General features: G+C 57.4%; 21 protein-coding genes. 7 read left to right on the forward strand and 14 right to left on the reverse strand.

Features of this window, described 5'->3' with window-relative positions; all coding sequences use genetic code 11:
- Positions 1-17 precede the first annotated feature (17 nt).
- The 3 genes from rsmB to def are packed head-to-tail and all read right to left on the reverse strand — an operon-like array spanning position 18 to position 2810.
- Positions 18-1343 (reverse strand): 16S rRNA (cytosine(967)-C(5))-methyltransferase RsmB, encoded by a 1326-nt coding sequence (gene rsmB / locus FKG94_RS20360; protein WP_142928787.1) that lies wholly within the window; start codon positions 1341-1343, stop codon positions 18-20.
- A 3-nt stretch (positions 1344-1346) separates the two neighbouring features.
- Positions 1347-2297, reverse strand: a complete 951-nt coding sequence (gene fmt, locus FKG94_RS20365) for a methionyl-tRNA formyltransferase (protein ID WP_425460060.1) — start codon at positions 2295-2297, stop codon at positions 1347-1349.
- 6 nt (positions 2298-2303) lie between these two features.
- Entirely contained in the window at positions 2304-2810 is a 507-nt protein-coding gene (gene def / locus FKG94_RS20370; protein WP_142928789.1) for a peptide deformylase, read from the reverse strand.
- A 207-nt stretch (positions 2811-3017) separates the two neighbouring features.
- Here def and FKG94_RS20375 point away from each other — a divergent pair, with 207 nt between their 5' ends.
- From FKG94_RS20375 to aroE, 5 genes are all read left to right on the forward strand, one after another.
- The gene (locus FKG94_RS20375; RefSeq protein ID WP_142928790.1) at positions 3018-4061 is read left to right on the forward strand and encodes a LysM peptidoglycan-binding domain-containing protein; all 1044 of its coding nucleotides are present in this window, start codon (positions 3018-3020) and stop codon (positions 4059-4061) included.
- Between the two features lie 398 nt (positions 4062-4459).
- Entirely contained in the window at positions 4460-5581 is a 1122-nt protein-coding gene (gene dprA, locus FKG94_RS20380; RefSeq protein ID WP_142928791.1) for a DNA-processing protein DprA, read from the forward strand.
- A gap of 312 nt (positions 5582-5893) precedes the next feature.
- Entirely contained in the window at positions 5894-6484 is a 591-nt protein-coding gene (gene tsaC / locus FKG94_RS20385) for an L-threonylcarbamoyladenylate synthase type 1 TsaC (RefSeq protein WP_142928792.1), read from the forward strand.
- A gap of 68 nt (positions 6485-6552) precedes the next feature.
- Positions 6553-7467, forward strand: a complete 915-nt coding sequence (hemF, locus tag FKG94_RS20390) for an oxygen-dependent coproporphyrinogen oxidase (protein WP_142928793.1) — start codon at positions 6553-6555, stop codon at positions 7465-7467.
- A 4-nt stretch (positions 7468-7471) separates the two neighbouring features.
- On the forward strand, positions 7472-8308 hold the full coding sequence (gene aroE, locus FKG94_RS20395) for a shikimate dehydrogenase (RefSeq protein WP_142928794.1): 837 nt from the start codon (positions 7472-7474) through the stop codon (positions 8306-8308).
- A gap of 8 nt (positions 8309-8316) precedes the next feature.
- Here the strand turns inward: aroE and FKG94_RS20400 are convergent, their stop codons facing one another.
- From FKG94_RS20400 to FKG94_RS20430, 7 genes are all read right to left on the reverse strand, one after another.
- Positions 8317-9246: an alpha/beta hydrolase gene (locus tag FKG94_RS20400; protein WP_142928795.1), complete on the reverse strand. Its 930-nt coding sequence runs from the start codon at positions 9244-9246 to the stop codon at positions 8317-8319.
- A 511-nt stretch (positions 9247-9757) separates the two neighbouring features.
- Entirely contained in the window at positions 9758-11278 is a 1521-nt protein-coding gene (locus FKG94_RS20405) for a sensor histidine kinase (RefSeq protein WP_142928796.1), read from the reverse strand.
- A complete protein-coding gene (locus tag FKG94_RS20410) occupies positions 11275-11982 on the reverse strand; it encodes a response regulator transcription factor (protein WP_142928797.1) in 708 nt (235 codons plus the stop codon). The genes FKG94_RS20405 and FKG94_RS20410 overlap by 4 nt, the downstream gene beginning before the upstream one ends.
- Before the next feature lie 647 nt (positions 11983-12629).
- Positions 12630-12848 carry a putative signal transducing protein gene (locus FKG94_RS20415; protein ID WP_142928798.1) on the reverse strand — a complete coding sequence of 73 codons (219 nt, stop codon included), beginning with the start codon at positions 12846-12848 and terminating at the stop codon, positions 12630-12632.
- 141 nt (positions 12849-12989) lie between these two features.
- Positions 12990-13370 (reverse strand): MmcQ/YjbR family DNA-binding protein, encoded by a 381-nt coding sequence (locus tag FKG94_RS20420; RefSeq protein WP_142928799.1) that lies wholly within the window; start codon positions 13368-13370, stop codon positions 12990-12992.
- A gap of 40 nt (positions 13371-13410) precedes the next feature.
- Positions 13411-13620, reverse strand: a complete 210-nt coding sequence (locus FKG94_RS20425) for a hypothetical protein (protein ID WP_142928800.1) — start codon at positions 13618-13620, stop codon at positions 13411-13413.
- A complete protein-coding gene (locus FKG94_RS20430; protein WP_142928801.1) occupies positions 13610-13828 on the reverse strand; it encodes a helix-turn-helix domain-containing protein in 219 nt (72 codons plus the stop codon). The genes FKG94_RS20425 and FKG94_RS20430 overlap by 11 nt, the downstream gene beginning before the upstream one ends.
- A 400-nt stretch (positions 13829-14228) precedes the next feature.
- On the opposite strand from FKG94_RS20430, the gene FKG94_RS20435 reads away from it, so the two are divergent.
- Positions 14229-14609 (forward strand): hypothetical protein, encoded by a 381-nt coding sequence (locus FKG94_RS20435; RefSeq protein ID WP_142928802.1) that lies wholly within the window; start codon positions 14229-14231, stop codon positions 14607-14609.
- A 19-nt stretch (positions 14610-14628) separates the two neighbouring features.
- Here the strand turns inward: FKG94_RS20435 and FKG94_RS20440 are convergent, their stop codons facing one another.
- From FKG94_RS20440 to FKG94_RS20455, 4 genes are all read right to left on the reverse strand, one after another.
- The gene (locus FKG94_RS20440) at positions 14629-15174 is read right to left on the reverse strand and encodes a gamma carbonic anhydrase family protein (protein ID WP_142928803.1); all 546 of its coding nucleotides are present in this window, start codon (positions 15172-15174) and stop codon (positions 14629-14631) included.
- Positions 15175-15269: 95 nt separating this feature from the next.
- A complete protein-coding gene (locus FKG94_RS20445; RefSeq protein ID WP_142928804.1) occupies positions 15270-15536 on the reverse strand; it encodes an enolase C-terminal domain-like protein in 267 nt (88 codons plus the stop codon).
- A complete protein-coding gene (locus FKG94_RS20450; protein ID WP_179957738.1) occupies positions 15490-15714 on the reverse strand; it encodes an enolase C-terminal domain-like protein in 225 nt (74 codons plus the stop codon). The genes FKG94_RS20445 and FKG94_RS20450 overlap by 47 nt, the downstream gene beginning before the upstream one ends.
- A 120-nt stretch (positions 15715-15834) precedes the next feature.
- Positions 15835-18882, reverse strand: a complete 3048-nt coding sequence (locus tag FKG94_RS20455; protein WP_142928805.1) for a TonB-dependent receptor — start codon at positions 18880-18882, stop codon at positions 15835-15837.
- 952 nt (positions 18883-19834) lie between these two features.
- On the opposite strand from FKG94_RS20455, the gene prlC reads away from it, so the two are divergent.
- Positions 19835-21883, forward strand: coding sequence for an oligopeptidase A (gene prlC / locus FKG94_RS20460; protein ID WP_142928806.1), 2049 nt, complete (start codon positions 19835-19837; stop codon positions 21881-21883).
- Positions 21884-22068: the final 185 nt, after the last annotated feature.

The raw sequence follows: 22068 nt of genomic DNA on the forward strand, positions 1-22068 counted from the left end.
GACCTTAACGCATCTGGTTATTGTTGTAGACCAGTTTTTTCGGCCGCGCCGGCTTTTTGCAGCCGCGCGTAGTAGAACCCGTCGTGGCCCGCAGCTCGAGGCAGCAACTGGCGACCGAACGGCTGGGCCAGACCCCAGGGTGCATCGATAACGTGGTGACGGGCGCAGCTACAAGCGGATAAAAACTGTTCAATCACCTCGGTATTTTCCGCCGGCATGATCGAACAGGTTGCATAAACCAGCATCCCCCCGGGTGCCAGCAGCGGCCACAGTGCCTGCAGCAGCCGCAGTTGCAATTGCGCAAGCTTAGCAATATCGGCGCTGTTGCGCAGTAATTTGATATCCGGGTGCCTGCGGATAACCCCGGTGGCAGAGCAGGGCGCGTCCAACAGGATGCGATCGAACGGCGGTCCTTGCCACCATTGTTGTGGTTGGGTAGCGTCGCCGCAGATCAGTTCGGCCTGCAACTGCAGGCGTTCGAGATTGTCGCTTACGCGCTGCAGGCGCCGGGCTTCCAGGTCCACACCTACCAGGTGTTCGAGTGCCGGTTCCCGCTCCAGGATATGGCCGGTTTTGCCGCCCGGCGCACAGCAGGCATCCAGTACCCGCTGGCCGGGTTGCAGCAGCAGTAGGCCGGCCGCCAGTTGCGCCGCCTCGTCCTGCACGCTGACCTGCCCGGCCTGAAAGCCCGGCAGTTCATTGACATCTAAGGCCCGTGCCAGGGTTACGCCGCTGTCGCTAAACGGTGTGGGGGTGCAGGCGATGTCTGCATCGCGCAGTTGCTGCTGCAGTTGCGACACAGTAACTCGACGGGTGTTGGCGCGCAGGGTAAACGGCGGATGGTCGTTGTTGGCGGTAAAGATCGCAGCCGCCTGCTGTGGCCAGGCCGCATCGATGGCGTCGATCATCCAGGCGGGGTGAGCCAGGCGGTATTCGGGGTCGTCTGCCAGAGCGGCCATCAAGGCATCGCGTTCGCGCTGAAAACGGCGCAACACCCCGTTGACCAATTTGCTGGCCCAGTCCTTCTTGAGTTGTCGGGTAGCGTTGACACTGGCGCTGATGGCGGCGTGATCCGGGACCCGTGTGTAAATCAACTGGTACAGGCCAATAATCAGGGCGGCCTTGATATCGCTGTCTTTTGCTTTCAGCGGCCGCACCAGGAGCTGCGCCAACAGGCGCTGGAGCTGCGGGTACCAGCGGGCACTGCCGTAGCACAGCTCCTGCACCAGGCCCGCGTTCCTGGTTTCCACCTGATTCACGGCGACCGGCAACACGCTGGCGAGGGAGCGCCCCTGGCGGATGACTTTGGCCAGAGCGCTGGCGGCAGCGGCGCGCGGCTCCATCGGTCAGATTAGCTGCTTGCCGGGAGCGAACAAGTCGGCGTAACCGTTGAGCACCTGAGCTGCGGCAAGCGCTTTTTTACCCGGCAGTTGCAGCCGGGTGAGGCGCAGCGCCTGTTCGCCGCAGGCGACCAGAATGCCCTCTTCGCCAGCGCTCAAGATGGTGCCGGGCAGCGCCTGGTGTGCCGCCTCTACCGGCTGAGCGGCGTGGATACGCAGGCGTTCGGCACCTATCTGCGTATGGCAAATCGGGAACGGGTAAAACGCGCGAATACGCCGATCCAGCTCGTAGGCGGGACGCCGCCAGTCGAGCGCCGCCTCCTCTTTGGTGATCTTGTTGGCGTAACAGGCGAGGCGCTCATCCTGGGCTTCACCGCTGACAGCGCCGCGGCTCAGCAGCGCCAGGGTCTCCATCAATGCCGGTGTGCCCAGCGTAATCAGCCGGTCGTGAAGACTGGCGGCAGTGTCGTCCTCATTGATCGGGCAGGCGGCTTTTAAGAGCATATTGCCGGTATCCAGCCCCGCGTCCATTTGCATGATGGTAATGCCGGTTTCGCTGTCGCCGGCTTCCAGGGCCCGCTGGATTGGCGCCGCGCCGCGCCAGCGCGGCAACAGTGAGGCGTGCACATTGATGCAACCGAGGCGGGGCGTCTCCAGCACCGCCGGCGGCAGCAACAGGCCGTAGGCCACCACTACCAGGATATCGGCCGCCAGCGCCCGCAGCTCCTGCTGGGCGGCGGCTGTTTTGAGCGTGGCGGGTTGGTAGACCGGTAGCTGCTCGGCCTCGGCCAGTTGTTTGACCGGGCCGATGCGCAGCTTTTTGCCGCGTCCGGCGGGGCGATCCGGCCGGGTATAGACCGCCAGCACCTGGTGGTGGCTGGCGACAATGGCCCGCAGGTGGCAGGCGGCAAACTCCGGTGTGCCGGCGAAGACAATACGTAGGGATTGGGTCATCAGGTCGGTTCAGGCCCGCAGTCGCTGTTGCTTTTCCAGCTTTTTGCGAATGCGCTGGCGCTTGATCTGCGACAGGTAGTCGACAAACAGCTTGCCATCCAGATGGTCCTTTTCATGCTGAATACACACCGCCAGCAAGCCGTCGGGTTCGAGCGTAAAAGATTCACCGTTGCGGTCGAGGGCGGTAATGCGGACATGCTGCGGGCGCTCTACTGTCTCGTAGTATCCCGGCACCGACAGGCAACCTTCATCGTACTCGTGCAACTGCTGGTCCAGTACCTCTATTTCCGGATTGATAAATACCAGCGGTTGATTCTTATCCTCGGAGATATCGATAACCACAATTTGCTGGTGTACATTCACCTGGGTTGCCGCCAGGCCGATACCCGGTGCGGCATACATGGTTTCGAACATATCGTCGATCAATGTCCGCACTTTGTCGTCTACCTCAACCACTTTTTTGGCCTTGGTGCGCAGGCGCGGATCGGGAAATTCAAGAATATCTAATATAGCCATGACTAGGGTAAACCGGGCCTTTGTGACAAACTTCTAGTAAAAAGGTAACAACCGCTGCTAACATTATGATCGCACAGCAATTAAGAGGCTGATGCAGGGGTCTCCCCGTAGCCTCTTTGTACGCCCTGCAAACGGAACCAGCACAGGTTCTCCGGGCTATTATAACGGTTATAAGCCCGCGGGCCGAATACAACAGGACCGGTTTCTATGAAAAAAACACTAATAGGCCTGCTCACAGTCGCATTTTTGGCGGTCTCCGCCTGGGCCCAGGAGGCGCGCTTAAAGCCCGACCACCCGGATCGCTACACGGTCGTAAAGGGCGATACGCTGTGGGATATATCGGACAAGTTTTTGCAAAACCCTTGGATGTGGCCGGAAATCTGGCACGTCAATCCCCAAATATCCAACCCGCACCTGATCTACCCCGGCGATACTATCGCCCTGATCTATATCGACGGCAGGCCTTTACTGACAGTGGAGCGGGGTCCCAAACAGTTCAAAATGAGCCCGGGCGACACCAAATTGTCGCCCTCGATTCACGTCCTGCCCCTGGGAGACGCGATTCCCGCCATTCCCCTGGATGAGATCGATAACTTTCTCTCCCGCAGCCGTATTCTCGATGCCGGTCAGTTGGAGGCCGCACCCCACGTGATTGCCGCCGAGGGCGGCCGGCTGGTGGTGGGGGCCGGTGACTTTCTCTATGCCCGTGGCGAGTTTGCCGACGATGTGCCGGTCTACGGAGTCTACCGCCAGGGGGACGTCTATGTGGACCCCGAAACCGAGGAGGTGCTCGGTTATCAGGCGATGGATATCGGCACCGCCAAATACCGCACCCTGGAGGAGGATATTGCCACCCTGACCGTTACCCGCACTACGCAGGAGATTCGTATCCGGGATCGGTTGTTGCCGCATGAAGAGCGCTCCATCGAGTCCACTTTTTTCCCATCGCCGCCGGAGTCAGATATCGAGGGTGTGATTATGGCGGTGGAGGGCGGCGTCAGCCAGGTGGGTAAGCTCGATGTGGTGATATTGAACCGCGGTGACCGCGAGGGCCTGAAGGTGGGTAACGTGCTGGCGGTCTACAAACATGGCGTTCGCGTCAGGGATCGGGTGCGTGGTGATACCGTAACCCTTCCCGATGAACGGGCTGGGCTGCTGATGGTCTTTCGCACTTTCGATAAGATGAGCTTCGGGTTGATTCTGGAGTCCGATCAACCGCTGTCGGTCAGCGATAAAGTGCGCAAACCCTAGCATGGCGACAGGCTGCGATAACAGCGCAGGCAACAGTGGCTATCGCCCGAATCTACTCAGGCACGCCTGCAATCCGGGCGAAACAGTATCAAGGCGCAGTGAAGCATTGTTGACAGGTTCAAGGCCTGTTAACAGTGCTCGAGTGGTAGCTGCTGGGCTGGCTTTGCCTCCCATCGGTGTTGATCGCCCAAGTTGGCGCCCTTTGCGTCGGGGGGTCGCTTCATTAAGTTTGGTGTCTTTTCAGGTGTAACGGAGTCCGCGCAACCAGTGCCAGCAGGCCCTGGCAGAGCCCCGTAACAGGCAATGGAATTGCTGAGCCTTGACAGCCAACTGGCACCCGGCGCGATAATGGGCTGCTGGTAAAGGATTGTTTTTACATTTATTCAGGGACGAATAGTATGGATATTGTCACTCGGGCCGCGCTTACCCTGCTGCGGCTGCCTCAGGTCGGTAGCGCCCGCTACTGGCAATTAGTTGAACGATTCGGTTCGCCGGTTGCGGTCTTGGAGGCACCGAGCGCCGCGCTGGAGCCTTTGGTCGGCGCAGCGGCGCTGGCGCAGTTGGCGGCTTATAAGCGCTGCGCCGCCAGCAGTGAGCTGGGGGCCCGGGTGGATCGGGACCTGGCCAAAATCGGCCGCTTGGACGCAACCGTGCTCACTGCCCATTCTACCCAATACCCGCCGTTGCTACGGGAAATTCACCGACCGCCACCGGTTCTCTACGTCAAGGGTGATGTGGGCTGCCTGGCGTTGCCGCAGCTTGCCGTGGTTGGCAGTCGCAGCCCTTCACCCGGCGGCGTGGACAATGCTCGGGAGTTTGCCCGCTACCTGGCCGCCTCAGGTTTTGCCATTACCAGCGGCCTCGCGCTGGGGGTGGATGCCGCGGCCCATGCCGGCGCGCTGGCGGCGGCCGGCACCACCCTGGCTGTGCTCGGCACCGGTATCGATCTCGTCTACCCGCGCCGCCACCGAACCCTGGCCGAGTCGATCATCGATCACGGCGGCGCCCTGGTCAGTGAGTTTCCCCCGGGAACACCGCCTGATGCCGCCAATTTCCCCCGCCGCAACCGCATTATCAGCGGACTCAGCCTGGGCGTGCTGGTAGTCGAGGCGACGGTCAAGAGTGGATCGCTGATCACTGCTCGGCTCGGATTGCAGCAAAATCGGGAGGTCTTCGCGATCCCCGGCTCGATACACAACCCGGCCAGCCGCGGTTGCCATGCCTTGATCCGCGATGGCGCCACCCTGGTGGAGCAGGCCACCGATATTGTAGAACACCTGCGCGGCCTGCTGGCCTTTCAGCAGCAACAGGTGCCCCCATCTGTAACTGCTTCCATGGTTGAGGAGCCCACTGCACAAGCGCACACAGTGCTCCGCGCAATGGGCTTTGACCCGGTTACCGTGGACGACCTGGCAGCCCGTACGGGAATGTCTGCGAGCGAAGTAACCGCGAACTTACTGTCTCTGGAGTTGGAAGGCTATATTGAGCAGACTGTGCTGGGCTACCAGCGCTCCAGATAGCGGGGGTCAAGTAAAGCGCTGACCTGAAACAGGCCCTCTTCGTTTTTTATGCTATTGATAGTGACGCCCGGATTGGCAGTGCCATTCGTCACGCCCGTATCTTTGACAGAAAATCAAAGGTCACCAGAGGGCCGCTTGGTGCGCGGTTTCGCTTGAGTACAATGCCGACATGAGATAAGTTTTCCCGGATTCTTATGCCATCGATAATCCGGCCGGCCCGTAAGCCTGAGGAACAAACCCCAGGTACAAACCGGGTCGCCGTGTCGGTGGGTTTCATGCCAATTTGTCAATACCGGCTGTGTTTCTACCTGTATGGAAAAACCTCAGAACCCTGCGGTGGATTGGTCGCGCCACCCGAGAATACTCAGGACCGCCGTTGTGCTGCGCAGCGGCGGCGTTGTTGCCTATCCTACCGAGGCGGTGTGGGGGCTCGGTTGTGCGCCGGCCCAGGAGGCGGCGGTACGGCGCCTCCTGGCGTTAAAACAGCGCAGTCCCGACAAGGGATTGATCCTGGTGGCCGCGGATATCGGGCAACTGGAGCCCTATTTGGAGGGACTGTCCACCGGGCAGCGCCAAACCCTGGCCGATACCTGGCCGGGTCCGGTCACCTGGCTGGTCCCCGCCAACGGCCGTGCCGGTAGCTGGATTACCGGCCAGTTCGATACCCTGGCCGTGAGGGTCACCAATCATCCCCTGGTGCAGGGTCTGTGCCGGGCGTTCGATGGCCCGCTGGTCTCCACCTCCGCGAATCCCCAGGGCAGACCCCCGGCCCGGACCGCGCTGGCGGTGCGTCGCTATTTCGGCCAGCAGCTCGATTACATCACCCCGGGGCAGGTCGGTGGGCGAGCCAATCCCTCGGAAATACGTCATCTGGTTTCCGGACAGATCGCCCGACCGGGCTGAGCCGCTGGTGGGCGTGCCGGGGCCGGTTTAGAATAGCCTCCTTAAAATTTTCAGTGCAGAGATCGAGTATGGGTGCGCCGGAGCCGGATAAAGCGGCAGTAAAACACTATTTGCTGCAATTGCAGGACGATATTTGCCAGGGTTTGGCAGCTGAAGACGGCGACGGCCGGTTTGTCGAGGACACCTGGAAGCGGGAGGCCGGCGGCGGTGGGCGCTCGCGGGTGATGGTCGAGGGCGCGGTCATCGAAAAAGGCGGCGTTAACTTTTCCCATGTATTCGGCGAGCAGATGCCGGACTCCGCCACCGCTCATCGCCCGGAGCTGGCGGGCCGCGGCTTTGAGGCCATGGGCGTGTCGCTGGTGATTCATCCTCACAATCCCTATGTGCCCACCAGTCACGCCAATGTGCGGTTTTTTATCGCCGAGAAGGCCGGCGAAGCACCGGTCTGGTGGTTTGGCGGCGGCTACGATCTGACGCCCTACTACGGTAATCGCGACGATTGCGTGGCCTGGCACAGGACTGCGCAACAGGCCTGCGAGCCCTTCGGTGAGTCGATTTATCCGCGCTTCAAGCAATGGTGTGACAACTACTTCTTCCTCAAGCATCGCGGCGAGGCACGGGGCGTGGGTGGACTTTTCTTCGATGACTTCAACGCTCTGGGCTTTAGCCGGTGTTTTGACTTGATGCGCGCTGTGGGCGACAGTTATCTAAAGGCCTATCGGCCCATTATGGCGCGCCGTAAAGACACGCCGTTCGGCGAGCGGGAGCGCCGGTTTCAGCTCTACCGGCGCGGTCGCTATGTGGAATTCAATCTGGTTTATGATCGGGGCACGCTGTTTGGATTGCAAACCGGCGGCCGCACCGAGTCTATCCTGATGTCGCTGCCGCCACTGGTGCGCTGGGAGTACGACTGGCAGCCGCAGCCGGGCAGCCCCGAAGCCGAGTTAACACAGACGTTCCTGCCGCCGCAGGAATGGGTGTAGCGCCGTGGCCGATAAAAGCGATCAGTACGCAGTGTTCGGCAACCCGATCGCCCACTCCAAGTCGCCGCAAATCCACCAGTGGTTTGCCCGCCAAACCCGGCAGTCGATCACCTATACCAGACAGCGGGTCGAAGAGGGGCAGTTTGAGAGCGCGGCAGCCCGGTTTTTTTGCGACGGCGGCCGCGGGCTGAACATTACGGCGCCGCTCAAACTCAATGCCTTTACCTATGCCGACCGGGTAACCGAACGGGCCGAGCGCGCCGGTGCGGTTAATACACTGGCCTTGCAGGACGATGGCAGCGTACTGGGGGACAACACCGATGGTGTCGGTATGGTGACGGATATCACCGCCAACCTGGGTTGGGATGTCAGCGCTAAGCGCGTGCTGATTCTCGGCGCCGGCGGTGCCGTGCGCGGCGTGTTGCAGCCGGTGCTGGAACAGGGGCCTGAGCAGCTATTGATCGCCAACCGAACGGTTGCCAAGGCATTGCAACTGTCCCGCAGCTTTCGCGATCTGGGGCGGGTGCAAGTGTGCGGTTTCGAGGATTTGGCGGACCGTCAGTTCGATTTGGTTATCAACGGCACCGCAGCCAGCCTGGCCGGCGATCTGCCACCGCTGCCCGATGATCTTTTGGCAGCAGATGCCCACTGTTACGACATGATGTACGGCGCCGCGCCGACCGTTTTTTTGCGCTGGGCCAGGGCGCGCGGTGCTGTTGGAATCGCTGACGGTTTGGGCATGCTGGTGGGGCAGGCGGCGGAGTCGTTCTATCTATGGCGCGGTGTCAGGCCCGACACTGCGCCAGTAATCCAGTTACTGCGGCAGGAGTTGACCGGCTGAGGGTGTCCTTAGTTTGCGGTAAGCTGGGCGGTGATCCAGGCAAGCAGGTCCTCGTAAACTTGTTGCCGATTGGTTTCATTGAAAATCTCATGGCGCGCCTGCGGATAGAGCTTTAGTGTCACCTGCTGCAGGCCGGCTTTGTTGAGGGTATTTTTTAGCAGCGTCAGGCGTCCGCCTGCACTCACCGGGTCCCGCTCACCGCCGATGATGAAAACCGGCAACTGCGCGGGAATTTTTTTCAGGTTTTGCACCCGCGTGATCTCGATCAGTCCCGCCATCAGATCGACCCACAATTGGTTGGTGCTCAACTGGCCGCAGAGGGGATCATTGATATATTTGTCAACTTGTTGCGGGTCCCGTGACAACCAGTCGAAGTTGGTGCGGTTGGGTTTAAAGGCTTTATTGAAAGCGCCGAATGACAAGAGGTTGATCAATTTGCTGCGCCCGTCGATGCCCTGGCGCCAGGATTCTAACCGGGCGATCAACCGCAGCAGCCTGAACAGCGCGGGGGTGCCGAAGTTGGAGCCCGATAAAATACAGCCGGCCAGTCCGTTGTTGTCGCCGCGTATCAGGTAGGCCTGGCTGACGTAGCTGCCCATACTGTGACCAAGCAGAAACACCGCTTGCGAAGGGAACACCTGTCCGATGTGGCGTTGCACCCGGCCGACATCGTCAACGACTTTTTGCCAGCCGCCGGTGTTGGCAAACAGGCCGATGGTGCCGGTGCCGGCGGTTCTGCCGTGCCCCCGTTGGTCGTGGGCGACCACGGTGTAGCCGTGTGTATTTAGAAACTCGGCCAGCGCACCGTAGCGGCGGCTATGCTCGGAAAGCCCGTGGACGATATGCACCACGGCCTTTGACTGGTCGTGCGGCCGCCAAGTACGCAAGAAGAGTTTGATATTGTCTTCCGAGTCAAGGTAGGTGTCTGTGTAGCTCACTGTTTACACGCTCCGTACGGGATCGATATATAGTGCGTGTACCCTTGGCGGAAAGCAAACGCTAACGCCACCGGCGGCGGTGTCCCGGGGGATGCCTGTGCGAGTCGGTTTTGGTCCCGGCAGGTGCCGGCGCCGCATACTTGCGCGGGCAGGTGTATCCACCGCAAGTCTTCCGGAAACTTTGCCGGCGGCGCGCCGATGCAGAGGTCTTCGGGCCGGGTTTACAGGGTGTGTCTAACTTGTGTTTCTGAAAACCTTCCGGTGGGGCGGTAAACTCACATGGCCTTTCTGCCATGAGTGCCGGACCTGACACTGCCTCGCTTTATGGGGCAGACACCTTTTGATCTTTTGACAAGTATCGGCGAGGCACAGTGTTTTAACCTACCCAACAAGATGTGACCCTGTTGCCGGGCTGTTTGCTCAACTTCCATGGTAGTCCTCGCGCATTGAAACAGGGGAGTTCAAAACATTATGTTTAACTGAATTTTTCCGCGGCATGAGTTGTGAAGCATCAGTGGGCCGCCAGTTGCGACGGCAGGCTGAAGGTAAACGCGGTGCCGCGGTCGGGCGCGCTTTTTACTTGGATCGGCGTGTGATGGAGGTCGAGAATGCGCTTGACGATGGCCAGACCGAGACCGGTGCCGGTGTCCTTGGCACCGAGTCGACTTCCGCGGTAAAAGCGATCGAAAATTTTCGGGATATCGTGGGAGGTGATACCGCAGCCCGAATCGGTAATATGCACGCTAACCTGTTGGTCGTCTTCCTCCAGGAGTACTTTAACCCAGCCGCCCCTGGGGGTGTAGCGCAGGGCGTTCTCGATCAGGTTTTCCAGCACCCGCTGTATCATGGCTATATCGGCGTAGACGCAAAATTCCCCGCTGGGTGGCAATACGCTGAGGCGTATATTGCGACGGGATGCCTGATAGGTGAAGTCCTGGGCCAGGTCCTGCAGCAGTTCCAGTAGGTGAAACTGCTCGATCTTCGGCTGCAGGGAGTTGCTGTCGAGGCGCGACAATTCAAACAGCTCGGCAATCAGTTTGCGCAGGCGCTTGCCGTGTCGCAGCGCTTTTTTGAGATAGGTCAGTTTTTCACTGTCGTTGAGGCTATCGTGTTTGATAATGACCGTTTCGAGATATCCCTGCACGGATACCAGAGGCGTGCGCAGGTCGTGGGAGATATTGGTGATTAACTCGCGGCGGTTGCGGTCCAGTTCCTTGAGCGCGGTGTACTGGTGATTGATGCGGGTGGCCATGGCCTTGAACGCCAGCATCAGGGCATTTATCTCGTCACTGTGTCGGGCATTGCTCAGCGGCGGGTTGAAAGGTTCGGAGAAATCTCCGCGCTGAAACACTTCCACGTAGCGGGTGAGGCGGCGCAGGCGGCGGGTCAGCAGGTGAAAAATGGCAATGCCGGCTAAAAACCCAAACACCACGGCGACGACTATGGCGGTGGAACTGATCGTCAGTACGTAGCTGTCCTGAACCGAAACTGACAGATTGTCGTAGAACTTGCCGCCCAAAATGGTGTAGAGATAACCTTGTAGCTGACCTTGCTCGACGATCGGGGCGGCGGAGAAAACTTTCTGCTTGTCGGGGTTGCGCGGGTCCTGTCCCAACAGCGGCAGGTCGGCGCTGCCGCTGATAAACGCCACAATCGGTGCGAGCTGGACCGTGTCCACCTGCACTGACGCCTCCGGCAGGGCGTGTCCCAATACTTTGCCCGTGGGGTCCAGCAGATAGATTTCGGTGGTGGGGTTGATCACCATGGCGTAGTGGGCCAGGTCTTTGAGTGCTGCCAGGTTGGGTTGGCCGTTTTGCATCAGCGGTTGGTCGGCGGCGATATGTTCGGCGATGTCCAGGTTGAGTCTTTGGGTCAGTTCTTGATGGTACATATCGGTGGCGTAGCGCCCGATACTGAATGCCGTCAAGCCGATGATGCAAAACAGCACGAACAGCACGGCGGACAGTTTGGCCAGCAGTGTGTGGGCCCAGTGCAGGTCGCCGGTGGCGGCGCTCGGTGTTCCCATCGTCATGAGGTCGTCACCATTTTGTAACCCACGCCCCAAACAGTGACGATATAGCCCGGGTGGATCTTTGAGCGCAGGCGGTTGATGTGGGAATTGACGGTGTGTTCGTAACCTTCATGGCCGTAGCCCCAGACCGTATCGAGCAGTTCCGAGCGGCGGAACACTTTGTTGGGGTGCTTGGCGAAATGCAGCAGCAGATCGAATTCCTTGGCGGTGAGCTCCACCGTTTCGCCCGCCTGGCTGACATTGCGGCTGCTGGTATCGATGCTGAGGTCGGCGATTTTGATAACGTCTTTGGCACGGCCGGCCCGGTGCAGATTGCCGAATGCCGAAGCGCGTCGCATTAGGGCCTTTACCCGGGCTATCAGTTCGACCACGCTGAATGGCTTTGACATATAGTCGTCTGCACCTATCTCCAGGCCCAACACCCGGTCCAGTTCGGTGGTTTTGGCGGTCAGCATCAGGATCGGCAGATACTGGTTTTCCGTGCGCAGGCGGCGGCAGATTTCCAAACCGTCGATGCCGGGCAGGCGGATATCCAGCACCAACAGGTCCCAGGGTTCCGCCATGGCGCGCGCCAGGCCCGCCTCGCCATCGCTCTCGTGAACGATTTCCGAGTAAACGTCTCCCAGGTGCAGGCACAGCAGTTCGGCGATATCGGCTTCGTCTTCAATGACCAGAATACGGGCTTCGGTATGGGGCTGGTTCATAATCTGGCGTCGGTGGTTTGGATCAATAAAATCAATGGAGTCACTGCAGGGCTAAAAGTTCGATGTTGTGTGGGCGGTGGCAAGGCGACTGTCGTGCGTGTCCCGATAGTGTCCTTCCAGTCATGAGTGTCCTGTTACGGCCCTTTTTAGAGATACTTCCTGTGGGTGTCTTGGTTGCGATCTCCAGCTATGGCTGTCCTGTTTATGGTTCTGTTTATGGTTTCTTAATGTGGGTGTCCTGATAGCCCCCTCTAAGGTGCCTGTCCTACTAGGCTCTACTAGGCTCTTTCCGGGCTTGCCACGGGTATTTACCATGACTGTCCTGTTAACGAGTCCTGTGGGTATTTACCATGACTGTCCTGTTAACTACGCCATGACTGTCCTGTTAACTGCTCATGTGGGTGTCCTGGCTAAGTGCCTCTAATGTGGGTGTCCTGACTACACCTCTGATGTGGTTACTAATGTGGGTGTCCTGACTACACTGACTACATCCCAACTCTGACTAAGCCTCTTGACTACGCCGCCCTCATTGCATCACCAGCATGGCCGAAAATGCGAGAGCTTATTGTTTACTGTCGGGGCTTGGGAGTTATCACGAAAGTATCACGGGGAGGTAAAATTATTCTCAACTGGCCGGCACTTCGGGTTTAGGCGAGCAGACTTTGCTCATAAGAGGCAATGATTTCCCGGGCGCTGTCGAAAGTGTTTTCCGACACTAAAACCGCCAGGGTGCCGGCCATCGGCAGCTCACCCAGGCCGCCCTGCAAGTATTCACCCTGGATTACACATTCGATACCCTGTTGAGCCAGCATGCCGCGAATCAGGTGGGCCTCGATAGTGTTTTGGGGGTGGTAGACCGGCTTCATTGGACGGGCGTCTCGCTGGCTGTCGGGCTTTGTTTTGATAAACAAAGTAGTGCTTAGGCCGTGGGTATGTCAAATGCTGCGGTTACCGCCACCAACTTCTATGCCGGCGGTGGCGCTCAAAAGGCGTTTTAACATGCCGCTTTATCGATAAAGCTGATCCGCGCCATAGCTCAGCTCCAGACTTTTGCGCTCGCTCGCTTTGAGCCCTTTTACCACCAGTCCATAGGAGCGATCAATCATACGTTCCACTTCGCCGGCGGGAATCTCGCGACCCAGAATGACGGTGTTCCAGTGGCGTTTATTCATATGGTACCCCGGTATGACCGAGGCGAAGATATCTCTAAGCGCCAGGGCCTCTTCGGGATCACATTTCAAGTTCATGCGCGCGTGACCGTCTTGTTCCGCCAGGGTTGCAAACATTTTGTTTTTTACCTTGTAGACGGCGGCCTGCGGGCCAAATGGATAGTCCTCCACGGCCTCGGGCTTACCGAGCAGATAGGTTCTCGCGATTTGGTAATCCATAGTTACGCTCGTCCCCGTTAACGGTCAGTTTGTACCGGCTTTAGTCGGTATTCTCCACTTCCTGTTTTTCCCGCAGATACTCATCATAAGTCTGCTGGTGTCGCGCTAGGCAATCCTGGATTTGCGACTCGGGTAAAAGCTGACATTCGCGACGCTGCCCCGCCTGCAGGCTCTCGTATACCTGGCGATTACTGCAGGCCCACAGACACAGCAATGTAAGGGTGAGGCAAAAGAACTTACTAACTTTCATCGATATCCTCCCGGTAACCCAGAATATCCCCGGGCTGGCAGTTTAGAGTGGCACATATTTTATCCAGCGTAGCAAAACGCACCCCTTTTACCTTGCCGGATTTTAGCAGGGACAGGTTCTGCTCCGTAATGCCTATGGCCTGGGCCAGTTGTTTTGACTTGACTTTGCGCCGCGCCAGCATCACGTCCAGGTTAACGACAATAGTCACGTGAGCCCCCTTTACCGTTGAAGGCCATGGGCAGGCTGGACAAACTGATGGCTTTCAGACCCGGAGTCCGCCGCTCACTCCGCCATCCTGAGCCACTGAGACACGCCGGCAACACCCCAGATACACCGCCGCCCACTCTTCTGCACTTCGAGGTCAGGCGCACCAGTGCTCGAATAAAAGCGCTGATTAACAAATCATGCATTGCATTTTTTTCATGTCAGTGGTTATATTGCAGCAATAAATTACTGTAAAACGATAATAATCCTAAAAGAATGAGTAGTTAAACGCAAGAGAAATACTAGAGAAATGCAAGAGAAACACGACCGGAGAAACAAGCGGACACGTCGACGGGAACGCTGGTCGACAGCCAGTCTTAGCAGCAACCAAGCAGGAGGAAGTTATGAAAACACCAATGACCCATGTAGCCAGATGCGTCGGTATTACCTTAATACTGGCCGGGGCAGGTCCGGCTGGTGCCTTTACCACCCAGGAATTTCTCGCATTATGTGGTGATGCCAAGGAAACCTGCGCCAGCCGCCCCGCGGTGCAATTCTATCTGGGGGGCGCTCTGGATGCCCTGGCAGTGGTGAATGACGCAGCCAAAGAGCAAGATCAGCCCATTTACTGCGTGCCCGAACAGGCGTTGTTCGATATGGGTAAGATCGTGGCCCATGTGGTCAGCGTCAGCCGGCGTTTTGAAAATAAAAATGCCATGACCGGCGTCATCGACTATCTGCGCACCTATGGCGGGTGCCGGCCGGCCCAACGCCCGCAAGGGTGAGTCCTGAAAGGGACGATAATTATGGGTTGCGCAGGTACTCGTCTTTCAACTTCACGTAATTGGCGGCGGAATAGGTGAAAAACTCTCGCTCCCGCGCCGTCAGCGACCTGATTATTTTAGCGGGGCTGCCCATATAAAGGTGCCCGCTTTGCAGTCGCTTGCCCGGTGGCACCAGGGTGCCCGCCCCCAGAACCACATCGTCTTCCACAATGGCGCCGTCCATGACGATGGTGCCTATGCCCACCAGCACCCGACTGCCGATGGCGCACCCGTGCAGAGTGGCCGAGTGGCCAACGGTGACGTCATCGCCGATTTCCAGGGGCCAGCCGTCGGGGTTGAAGGGCCCGGCGTGGGTAATATGTAATACCGAAGTGTCCTGGATGCTGGTGCGGCAACCGATGCGGATGCGATGCATATCGCCGCGCACCACGGCATAGGGCCACACTGAAGAGTCCTGTCCGATTTCCACATCGCCGATCACTAAAGCGGTGGTATCTACAAAGACGCCGTCGGCGAGTTTGGGGGTATGATTTTTATGGGAGCGAATCGAGGAATGGATAGTCATGATAACCGTAAAATGATGGAAAAGCTGGGCGCAGGGTAGCACAAAAATCTGTATCGGTAGAGTCGACCATACCGGCGTGCAGGCAGTGCCTGGGGCTAAAGAGCAGTGATTTTTTTTGCGGTGCGAATAACATCCGGGTCGAATACCACACCGAGTCCCGGCTCTTTAGGAATATCCACATAGCCTTTTTTTGGTTGCAACGACGTACTGGCCGATGTGATCGGTACCTGATCTTTGTTGCCTTTGAATTCTTGATAAGGACCGATATTGGGTACGCAGGAAGCGAACTGTAACATGTACAGAAAGCCTAGCGCTTTACCGGAAATGTGCGGTGTGCAATCGATACCCGCCGAGGCCGCCATACGCCACTTTGATCGAACGGATCAAGCCGTCGAAGAACAGCAAGTCAGGTTGCACAACGGAGAGGACGTCGTGATCCATCAACCACATAAACCGGCGCATACTCGTCTCCACTTCACCGCCGGCTATGGGAATTTGTAAGTGATCGGCAACCACCTGGCGCACCGCTGAGGCCGGCACCGGCGAGTGCGACGACAGAGCCTTAATAAACGTCCGCCTCCCGGGTATACGCTTTCTCCTTGGGCAGTTCGGTGTCAGTCGGGGCGGCGCTCTTATAAACGCTCAACTTTCGGACACTCTCTAAAAAGAGCCCGTTACACCAATCTGCACCGTGCGGCCAAAGTCCTCCACTTGCTCGAACCAGGGTTGGGCCAACCCGGGGAAGAAGCGTATACGTTCCTCTTCGTTGATATTGATGATATCGGTGTAGACGGTGAAATTGTCGTTGATATTGTAACGGATGCCGAGATCCATATAGGTCGCCTCTCTCAGGCTGGTATCCAACTCCGGTGTGCTGGCACCGGCGACGCGGAAAAATACGTCATCCTGGTAAGAGGCTGACATCCTGACTGACATATTGTCGTTTTCCCAGCCGACACTCAGATTGCCCACGTTGTCGGCCTGGCCCACCAATGGCAGCTTGCGGCCCGGACGCAGGTCGCCGTAGTCTGCTTCGCTGTCGACAGTGGTCCAGGCGCCGGAGACAAAAAAGCCGTTGGAGAAGGTCTGCGAATACGAAAGCTCGAGGCCTGATATTTCCGCGTCGCCGGCATTGAGCGATACGTCGGTGGCCGCGTTAAAGCCACCGTCTATCGTGTTATTTTCGTTAAATTCGAAACCGGCAATCCTGACATCCTCACCGAACAAATCCGTCTTCACAAAAAAGTCGTCTATCTCCTTGCGGAAGTAGCCGGCCTGGAGCACGGTATCCTCATTGGGATACCAGGTAAGGTAAATATCCAATTGATTGGAGCGGGCCGGGTCCAGCTCAGCGTTACCCGGGGCCGACAGGGTGCGGCTAAAGGTACCGTCGCCGACGTCTGGCTCTGAGTCCAGTTCGTTTTCATCGGTGGAAATATTGCCGCCGGGCGCCACATCGTCGAAGTCCGGTCGCTGTACGGCTGAGGTCAACGCAAAACGCATGATTAGCTGATCGCTCGGTTCCCAGCGCAGCATCAATCGGGGTAACACATCGGTGTAGTCGGTCTTGCGGCCATCGACGGCGACTTCGAGACTGGTATCCACCAGGTCGGGGACACCGCTCATATCTTGGGCGTCAATCAACTCGTTAAACAGGCCCGCGCCGCTATCGAAGTCGGTCTGCTCGACACGCAGACCGCCGACAAAACGCAAAGTGTCGGAGAAGTTATAGGTTCCCTGTAAATAGAGCGCGTTGACATCTTCCGACATATCAAAGTTGTTGGTCAGGCTCTCGTTGGCCAGCGCGGTTTGCTCCAAAAAAGTGCGGTTGCGTTCAAACAGGCTGTTTAGTTGGTTGATATTGGGCATGAAGCCCAGCCCGGCCGGGCTGCCGCTGAAGTCGCCAATATTTACCAGGTCCACGCCAAGGTCGGCCAAGTCGCCCAGGTTATCGCCGATAATACCCGAGTTCTCTACCTCATCGACGATATTTTCTTCTATATTGGTGCGCGTGCGATCGCGAAATGTTGTCTTCAATCCGAACTTAAGGGCATTGCCGTCAGCAAATTCCCGTTCGAGGTTAAACTGGAATGACAGAATCTCATCTTCATTGACATCCTTGGTGACAGTGAAGGCCTGTAGCGAATAATCACCCGGGTCGAATGGGTCGTCTTCTCCCGCCACCGGGGTTACCTCGGTAATGCGGCCACCACTGGTGCCGCCTTGATAACCGACAATAATGTCGCGGGCACGCCACCTTGGTCGAAACGCGAATTTGTCGTCGCCATCGCGGGTTTTGGACAAACCGGCGCGGTAGTCGACAGTCCAGTTGTCGATACGGTTGACACCCCCGATAGAAAAGACCTCTGTGGTTTCGGTGTTGGAGGTGAAACGAATATCCTTTCTGATATCCGCATCGTCGAGTGTGCCGGTAAAGCGCCCGACTGCCAGCACCTCATCGGTGTCGGTGAGAAGACCCTCATCACCGATGCGGCCGCCGAGATCGTAGCGGTTGCGCCAGCGCACGGTTTCCTGTTCCGTTTCCGCATCGGTTATGCGCAGGTAATACTCGCTGTTGTCATTGGGGCGAAAGTCCAGGTTAAAGGTTACTGCCTGGCGCTCGCGCAGATTGGTGCGAAACACGTCCTCCAATCGGTCCGGTATCAGAAACACCGCATCGCCCGGCTCTGGCACCACGACATTGCCCGCGTCATCGAGTGCAGCGCCGGTAAAGACGTCCTCCGGAGAGGTGTTGAACTGGGTGCGACCGATGTCGCGGTCCTGGGTGGTGGCGGAGACTGCCAGCCCCAATTCGCCGCCGCCGATCTCGAAAATGTCCGTATAAGTGGCGGTGCCCTTAATATTGTTTTCTTTCAAAATAGATTGCTCGGAGGCCTCCAGCCGAAAGCGGAACGAGCGGCCACCGCGATCGAAAGCAGACAGCGTTTTCAGGCTGATGGTTGCGCCGACTGCGTCTCCCTCCATCTCCGGTGTTGGGGTCTTGGTGACTTCCAGCGATTCGAGGATGTCGGAGGAGATGGTGTCGAGGCGCACGCTGCGGCTGGTGCCGCCGGCGTCGGTATCGCCGCCCTCGCCGCCGCCGACTTTGACGCCATCGATCTCGACGTTGGTAAACTCTGCGCGCAGGCCTCTCACTGTGGCAAATCGTCCTTCGCCGGCGTCGCGTTCGATATTGACACCCGGCAGGCGCTGTAGCGATTCGGCGATGTTCTGATCGGGAAATTGACCGATAGCATCGGAGGCGACGACGGTTTTCAGTTCATCGGCGATCCGTTCTTTATTCCGTGCTGACATCAAGCCGGCGCGGTTGCCGATGATCATGACTTCCTCGAGTTCGAGCCAGTCGGCCTGCAAAGTGATATCGCGGACCACCTGCTCATCGCCCATTATAGTGACGGAGAGTTGCTTGGGAGCCGCGCCGAAATAGTCGATGGTCAGTGTGTAGGTTCCGCTTGGCACGTTGTTGAAGCGGTAGCGGCCATCGCTGGCGGACGTGGCTTTGCGGCCCAACTCCTCCAGTTGCACTATGGCGCCTTCGAACGGCAGGTTATCGTCTTCGGTGGTGACACGGCCGACCAGAGTACCTGTGGTGTCGGTTTGGGCAAGCGCCGGCAACTGCCACAACAGCAAGATTACCAAGAAAGGAAGTACGGCGTATTTATCTCTCCAAACGGCAAAAGTTTTCATCGCTTTTTTACCCCTGAGTTGGGTTTTTTATGGTATTTCTGTTAATGCCTCCAACATTGCCTCCAATGGCCTGGCAATCCACTTCATTCTATTCTATATGACCAAATATGTTGAGCTACATGACCAATATAACGGCAAGGTTTAGGCTTGTCAAAGCCTTCAAGGGGTGATCTCAGAGAGTGAAAGAGGCGACTGCCGAGCTTTAACGAACAATTTAAATATATGATAAATATGGATAATCTATGCTTTCAGTACAACTGGTGTTCATAGGGAGGGTTTGGATGCTGCCCTTGCCTATGTGTTGGGGTCAGAAAATCCATTGCTAAAGATAGAAAAAAGTGCGCCATTGGTAAGGTGGCTTCAGCCTTACCAATTAGTGCTACAGTTTGTCCGTTTTAGTTTCTAGGTTGTGGTAGCCCGGTCACTGGTTTGTAGCCGACCGGCAAACCCTGATATCACCCTTATCATCTGACATCCAACCCCCTATCTGGACACCCACGTTTGCCGCTCTATCCCCCGTTGCCAGAGCATTCATCAACCCCCTTATCTGGACACCCACGTTATCCGGACACCCATATTATCGGCACTGTTATCTGGACACCCATACATATCTTCTATGGTGCTCCGCTCCTTACTTGGCCTCTTATAATTTTTGACCCTTTGATGAGGCCACTATTTAGACAGCCATGATTTTCCCTATTTAGACAGCCATGATTTTCCACCCGGCCATTCTGCTACTTGGACACCCACAGATATCAGCCTACCTAACAGGACAGCCATAACTCCTCACCCAGCCAGAGTCGGCTGCCCGGATGGCAATACCCGGACACCTATGTATCATTACGTGAACATCCACTATTCCTTGACTAGACATCTAAATAGCCAGAAGTCTTCGTACCTAACCGGATAGCCGCTAATAACCAGACACCCATTTAAGAGATCATTGTTAACCATGAGTAACCCGTTGTTGGAATTCCATACACTGCCACCTTTTCGCCGTATAGAACCCACCCATGTCGTCCCGGCTATCGAGAAGCTGATAGCAGACAATCTTGAGGAGCTCGAGACGCTGTTAAGTAACCCGGACCAGCCGAACTGGGAGAACCTGGTGGCGCCGCTGGAGGCGGCGGACGATCGATTGAACCGGAACTGGTCCCCCGTCAGCCACATAAATGCCGTGGTGAATAGCGAAGCACTGCGAAAGGCCTACAACCACTGTGTCGTAGTTCTGACCGACTATCACACCAAGCTGGGGCAGCACCAGGGTTTGTACGATGCCTACCGGCAACTTGCCGCCGGCGAGGACTACCCCCACTTGAATAACGCCCAGCGCAAAACGATCGACAACGCCCTGCGTGACTTTAAACTCGCCGGCGTAGCTCTGCCGGCGTCCAAAAAGCAGCGCTTCAGCACTATCAAGAGCCGACTATCAGCACTCTCCAGTCAATTTGCCGACAATGTGTTGGACGCCACCCAGGCCTGGTACAAACAGGTTGTCGAAGTCGATCAGCTGGCCGGCTTGCCCGAGACGGCGCTGGCCGCCGCCCGTCAGGCGGCTGCCGGCAAGTCGCTGCCGGGCTATGTGATCACACTGGAGATGCCCGCTTACATCGCGGTTATGACCCACGCAGACAACCGTGAACTGCGCCGCGAAGTGTACACCGCTTACGTAACCCGTGCCTCCGATCTCGGTGTAACTGCCGACGGCGAATCGACTCCACAGTGGGACAATGCCCCACTGATCGCCGAAACCCTCTCATTGCGGCACGAGTTGGCACAGCTGCTGGGCTTTGGCAACTATGCCGAGTACTCGCTGGCGAAAAAAATGGCTCAGTCTCCCGCTCAGGTGGTGGGTTTTTTAGAAAAACTGGCTGAAAAATCCCATGCTTATGCAGTGGCTGAGCATCAGGAACTAGAGGCTTTTGCACTGGCGCGCGACGGCATCGAGCAGCTCGAGGCATGGGATGTGACCTACTACGGGGAAAAGCTGAGACAGGAAAAATACGCCGTTTCACAAGAGGAACTGCGACCTTATTTTCCAGCGGAGAAAGTCATTGAAGGCATGTTTACGGTGGTGCAAAGGCTGTTCGCCATAGATATTGAAAAACAAACCGAAGTCGATGTGTGGCATCCCGATGTACGTTTCTACCGGGTGGCCCGCGCCGGCGAGACTCTGGCTTATTTTTATCTCGACTTATTTGCCCGCGAAAACAAGCGCGGCGGCGCCTGGATGGACGAGTGCCGGGTTCGCCGCCAGACTGTCGCCGGATTGCAATTGCCGGTGGCATACCTCACCTGTAACTTTACGCCGCCGCTGGAAGACGTTCCCTCGCTGTTGACCCACAATGAAGTGACCACGCTGTTTCACGAATTTGGCCACGGCCTGCATCATATGTTGACACAAGTCGACTGCGCGCCGGTCAGCGGCATCAATGGCGTGGCTTGGGATGCGGTGGAGCTGCCGAGCCAGTTTCTCGAGAATTGGTGCTGGGAAAAGTCTGTGGTTCCACTAATCTCCGGCCATCACCAAACCGGTGAACACCTGCCGCAACACCTGCTGGAAAAAATGCTGGCGGCAAAGAATTTCCAGGCCGGTATGATAATGGTACGCCAGTTGGAGTTTGCGCTGTTTGATTTTCGTCTGCATCTCGATTACGACCCCGGCGCTCCCGGCGAGCCGCAAACTATTCTGGATGAGGTGCGCCGCCAGGTGGCCGTGGTGAAGGCGCCGCCGTTCAACCGCTTCCAAAACAGCTTCAGCCATGTATTTGCCGGGGGTTATGCCGCCGGTTACTACAGCTATAAATGGGCAGAAGTGCTCTCCAGCGATGCGTTTTCGCTGTTTGAGCAGCAAGGGGTATTTGATCGAGCGACGGGGGAGCGCTTTCTGCACGAGATTTTGGCGTGCGGCGGCGCTGAAGATGCCATGCAGCTGTTTATTAACTTTCGCGGCCGTGAACCGCAGTTGGATGCGCTGTTGCGTCACAGCGGCATGACCTGACAGCCGCTATGGGTAAATATACAGGATCGCCAATGGCACTGTTGTGCCATTGGCGCCTAGCGGCTTGGTGCTTGTCCCAGATAAAAACGTCGCGCCTGTCCCATGTAAAAATCTCGCGCCATCGATCAGTGGATGTTTTGCGATTGATATCATGTGAAGCCGCAGTTTTTACAGAAAACGTAATT

The organism is Exilibacterium tricleocarpae (assembly GCF_007004655.1).
GTDB classification, from domain to species: domain Bacteria; phylum Pseudomonadota; class Gammaproteobacteria; order Pseudomonadales; family Cellvibrionaceae; genus Exilibacterium; species Exilibacterium tricleocarpae.

What these genes read in the sequence shown, in the direction of transcription:
- rsmB (WP_142928787.1), bottom strand. Translation starts at nt 1,343, where the DNA reads ATGGAGCCGCGCGCCGCTGCCGCCAGCGCTCTGGCCAAAGTCATCCGC.
- def (WP_142928789.1), bottom strand. Translation starts at nt 2,810, where the DNA reads ATGGCTATATTAGATATTCTTGAATTTCCCGATCCGCGCCTGCGCACC.
- FKG94_RS20375 (WP_142928790.1), top strand. Translation starts at nt 3,018, where the DNA reads ATGAAAAAAACACTAATAGGCCTGCTCACAGTCGCATTTTTGGCGGTC.
- dprA (WP_142928791.1), top strand. Translation starts at nt 4,460, where the DNA reads ATGGATATTGTCACTCGGGCCGCGCTTACCCTGCTGCGGCTGCCTCAG.
- tsaC (WP_142928792.1), top strand. Translation starts at nt 5,894, where the DNA reads ATGGAAAAACCTCAGAACCCTGCGGTGGATTGGTCGCGCCACCCGAGA.
- hemF (WP_142928793.1), top strand. Translation starts at nt 6,553, where the DNA reads ATGGGTGCGCCGGAGCCGGATAAAGCGGCAGTAAAACACTATTTGCTG.
- FKG94_RS20405 (WP_142928796.1), bottom strand. Translation starts at nt 11,278, where the DNA reads ATGACGATGGGAACACCGAGCGCCGCCACCGGCGACCTGCACTGGGCC.
- FKG94_RS20410 (WP_142928797.1), bottom strand. Translation starts at nt 11,982, where the DNA reads ATGAACCAGCCCCATACCGAAGCCCGTATTCTGGTCATTGAAGACGAA.
- FKG94_RS20415 (WP_142928798.1), bottom strand. Translation starts at nt 12,848, where the DNA reads ATGAAGCCGGTCTACCACCCCCAAAACACTATCGAGGCCCACCTGATT.
- FKG94_RS20420 (WP_142928799.1), bottom strand. Translation starts at nt 13,370, where the DNA reads ATGGATTACCAAATCGCGAGAACCTATCTGCTCGGTAAGCCCGAGGCC.
- FKG94_RS20425 (WP_142928800.1), bottom strand. Translation starts at nt 13,620, where the DNA reads ATGAAAGTTAGTAAGTTCTTTTGCCTCACCCTTACATTGCTGTGTCTG.
- FKG94_RS20435 (WP_142928802.1), top strand. Translation starts at nt 14,229, where the DNA reads ATGAAAACACCAATGACCCATGTAGCCAGATGCGTCGGTATTACCTTA.
- FKG94_RS20440 (WP_142928803.1), bottom strand. Translation starts at nt 15,174, where the DNA reads ATGACTATCCATTCCTCGATTCGCTCCCATAAAAATCATACCCCCAAA.
- FKG94_RS20445 (WP_142928804.1), bottom strand. Translation starts at nt 15,536, where the DNA reads ATGGCGGCCTCGGCGGGTATCGATTGCACACCGCACATTTCCGGTAAA.
- FKG94_RS20455 (WP_142928805.1), bottom strand. Translation starts at nt 18,882, where the DNA reads ATGAAAACTTTTGCCGTTTGGAGAGATAAATACGCCGTACTTCCTTTC.
- prlC (WP_142928806.1), top strand. Translation starts at nt 19,835, where the DNA reads ATGAGTAACCCGTTGTTGGAATTCCATACACTGCCACCTTTTCGCCGT.